The organism is Roseomonas sp. TAS13 (assembly GCF_001950415.1).
Lineage (GTDB): Bacteria > Pseudomonadota > Alphaproteobacteria > Acetobacterales > Acetobacteraceae > Roseomonas > Roseomonas mucosa.
This window is the reverse complement of the sequence record NZ_BDLP01000461.1, coordinates 1-2,981: the sequence shown is the minus strand read 5'-3', so window position 1 is coordinate 2,981 and position 2,981 is coordinate 1. Positions and strand designations below refer to the sequence as shown.

The window sequence follows — 2,981 nt, the reverse complement described above, 5'->3', positions numbered from 1 at the left end:
CCCGGCCCGGCCGGACACGCGCCAGCGGGTGAGGGCCACGCCGGCTCCCGCTTCCTCCGTGTCCTCGCGCAGCAGCAGGCCGATGCCGCCTCCAGTCTCGGCCGCGAGCTGCAGGCGGCGGGCGGCGGTGTCGTCCGGCCGATAGCCGGCGAGCAGCACGCCGCCGACGGCCGGGCAGCGCAGGGCTTCCTCGGCGGCCCAGAACGCATCCACCGCCCGCTGTGCCCGCACCAGGATCAGTCGTGCATGAGGCAGGCCGAAGCGGGACAGGCCGGGCGGCCAGGCATCGGGGGAGGGAGCGATCCAGAACACCGTGCCACCGCTGCGCGCCAGCAGCAGGGCGGCGAAGCCGGTGGCGGCACCCGAACTGCTCTGCAGGATCTCGTGCAGCGCGGCGCGGGGCAGGCCGGCGCCGCCGGGCAGGGAGGCATCGATCGCCGGGGTCAGGGGAATGGCATCGCCATTCCCGCGATCACGCTGCCGGGCCAGGGCCTCGGCCGCCCCCGCGCGCTCCATGCGCGACACGCGGGCACGCAGGGCGGCGAGGAGGGCGGGCCTGTCCATTGGGGGGCTCATGGACAAGGAGAACCGACTCCGGGGTTGCTTGTTCCCTTTATGTTCGCCCAGGCGGCAGATTCGGGTCAAGCATGACGGAGTCGGGAGCAGATGCCGGAGGAGGGGGCGATCCCGCTCCGGAACGGGATCGCCGGAGGATCAGCCGCGACGGCGCTGCTCCAGATCCCAGGCCGGGCGCGCCGCCTCGGTCAGTGCCTCGCTACGGCTGATGCCGATGTCGGAGAGCATGCGATCATCCATCTCGGCCAGTTGGCGGCGGCTCTCGATGGCGTGATGGACGCGGGCCAGGACGTCCAGGAATTGCCGGATGACACCCGGACGCGCCCCTGGTTGCGCAAAGCCCCGGCCGCGGGCGGCGGCCGTGCAGGCACCGGTGGCGAAGCTGTTGCGAGCGAGGTGGGCGGACATGGGAGTCGTTCCTGTTGTTGGACGACCTCTCTATGTTCTATCCACGCGGTTGAAGGAAACGAGTTGTTTTGACGATCGGCATCAAGGATATTGATGCCATGTTCGGCCTTCCACCTGGGATCGACCCCGACCTGCTGCGCTCCTTCGTGCTGGTGGCCGAAGGCGGCAGCGTCACCCGTGCCGCCCAGTCCGTGGGCCGCACGCAATCCGCCGTCTCCATGCAGATGCGCCGGCTGGAGGAGCTGTTGGGCCAGCCCCTCCTGGCGCGTGGGCCACGCGGCTTCCTGCCGACACAGCACGGCGCCTGGCTGCTGGACCGGGCGCGGCGGCTGCTGGAGCTGAACGACGAGATCGTGGCGGGCTTCCGCACGCCCGAACTGGCCGGGCGGGTGCGGCTGGGCACGCCCGACGACTACGCCCTGATCTGGCTGCCCGAGATCCTGTCGCGCTTCGCCCAGTCGCATCCGGCGGTGGAGATCGAGCTGGTCTGCCTGCCCAGCACCGGACTGCTGCGCTGCTTCGATGCGGGGGAGCTGGACCTGACGCTCTTCTCCGCCGGCAACGAGGCGCCGGGCGTGCTTTCCGAACGCCTCTGGCGCGGGCCGCTGCACTGGGTGAGCGCCACGGATCAGCCGGTGCACCTTCGCCGGCCCCTGCCGGTGGCGCTGTGCATGGAGGACTGTCCCTGGAGCCGGGCCGCGATCAAGGCACTGAACGATTCGGGGCTGCCCTGGCGCGTGGCCTATCACTCGGCCTCGCAGACCGGCACGCATGCCATCGCCCTCGCGGGCCTCGCGGTGACCATGGGGCTGACGGGGATGCTGCCCGCCGGGCTGCGCGTACTGGGCGAGGAGGATGGGATGCCGCGCCTGCCGGATTTCGAGGTGGCGATGCGGGTGCACCACAATGTGCCACTGGCGGCGCGGCTGGGGCGACACATCTCGGACAGCTTCCGGATGCAGTTGCAGAGTCTGCCCAGCGCCGCCTGAGCGGGATGTTGCGGCGGCTCCGGGCCGGGCCCATAGAGCGCGCCCCGGGATGTGCCATCAGGATGGTGAAGGTGCGGTCAAGGTGAGCGACAGGCAGGCGCGGGAAGCGGCACGCTTCACCGGGATCATGGAGGATGGCGCCCTGCTGCGCCGCCGCGTGGCGGTGGAGATGCGGGACAGCGTACTGGCGGTGGTGGACCGCTGCGAGGCGGCCATGCGGGATGGAGGGACGCTGTTCTTCTGCGGCAATGGTGGCTCGTCGGCAGATGCGCAGCATCTGGCCTGCGAATGGACGGTGAGGCTGCGTGGCGCTGTCGCCAGGCCCTCCTGGCCAGCGGTCGCCCTGGCGGCGGATTCCGTGACGATGAGTGCCAGTGGCAATGACTTCGGCTTCGCGGAGGTCTTCGCCCGCCCCTTGTCCGGACTGGGGCGTCGGGGGGACGTGCTGTTCGGCCTTACCACCAGCGGCCGGAGCCCGAATGTGGTGCGGGCACTGGAAGTGGGGCGGGAGATGGGGCTGGCCACCGTGGGCCTGCTAGGCGGCGAAGGAGAGCCGGCGAGGGGCTTCTGCGACCACGTCCTGCTGGTTCCCTCGGCGGAAACGGCACGGGTGCAGGAGCTCCATATCACGCTGGGCCACGCCATCCTGGAGCTGTTGGAGGACCGCCTGACGGGCCGGAGATAGGCCAGCCGGAAAAACTGCGGAGAGGGGTATTTACAGGCCTGGAAGCCCCCCATATAAGGCGGCCCACGGACGGCGCGGTTGGTCTTGAGGGGCTGACGGGGCGCTGGTCTGTGATCCCCTGAGGGGTGTTGTTGATTTGTGCTGGATGGCTTTTCCGGAAGGGAGGGCGATCTGGGTGGATTGACGGCGCTGTGAGGCGGGAATTGTTCCTTGAAGGTGTGAATAGGGGTTTTACTGTAGGAAGCCTGGATGTTTTGCTTGAGTGATTTGGCGCGAGTGTGCTGGATGACTTGAGTGGGACCGTGGCTGATCTGGCGGTGGAC

3 protein-coding genes and 1 pseudogene are annotated in these 2,981 nt (G+C 69.6%); 2 read left to right on the top strand and 2 right to left on the bottom strand.

Annotated elements, in window-relative coordinates; translation table 11 throughout:
* Both ROTAS13_RS22080 and ROTAS13_RS25890 read right to left on the bottom strand, forming a co-directional pair.
* Positions 1-564, bottom strand: a pseudogene (locus ROTAS13_RS22080) (ImuA family protein); the annotation flags it as partial.
* A 150-nt stretch (positions 565-714) separates the two neighbouring features.
* Positions 715-984 carry a DUF1127 domain-containing protein gene (locus ROTAS13_RS25890; RefSeq protein WP_019460149.1) on the bottom strand — a complete coding sequence of 90 codons (270 nt, stop codon included), beginning with the start codon at positions 982-984 and terminating at the stop codon, positions 715-717.
* 98 nt (positions 985-1,082) lie between these two features.
* On the opposite strand from ROTAS13_RS25890, the gene ROTAS13_RS22070 reads away from it, so the two are divergent.
* On the top strand, positions 1,083-1,973 hold the full coding sequence (locus tag ROTAS13_RS22070) for a LysR substrate-binding domain-containing protein (RefSeq protein ID WP_037250426.1): 891 nt from the start codon (positions 1,083-1,085) through the stop codon (positions 1,971-1,973).
* 82 nt (positions 1,974-2,055) lie between these two features.
* The gene (locus ROTAS13_RS22065; protein ID WP_226946076.1) at positions 2,056-2,658 is read left to right on the top strand and encodes an SIS domain-containing protein; all 603 of its coding nucleotides are present in this window, start codon (positions 2,056-2,058) and stop codon (positions 2,656-2,658) included.
* The last annotated feature ends 323 nt before the right edge of the window (positions 2,659-2,981 follow it).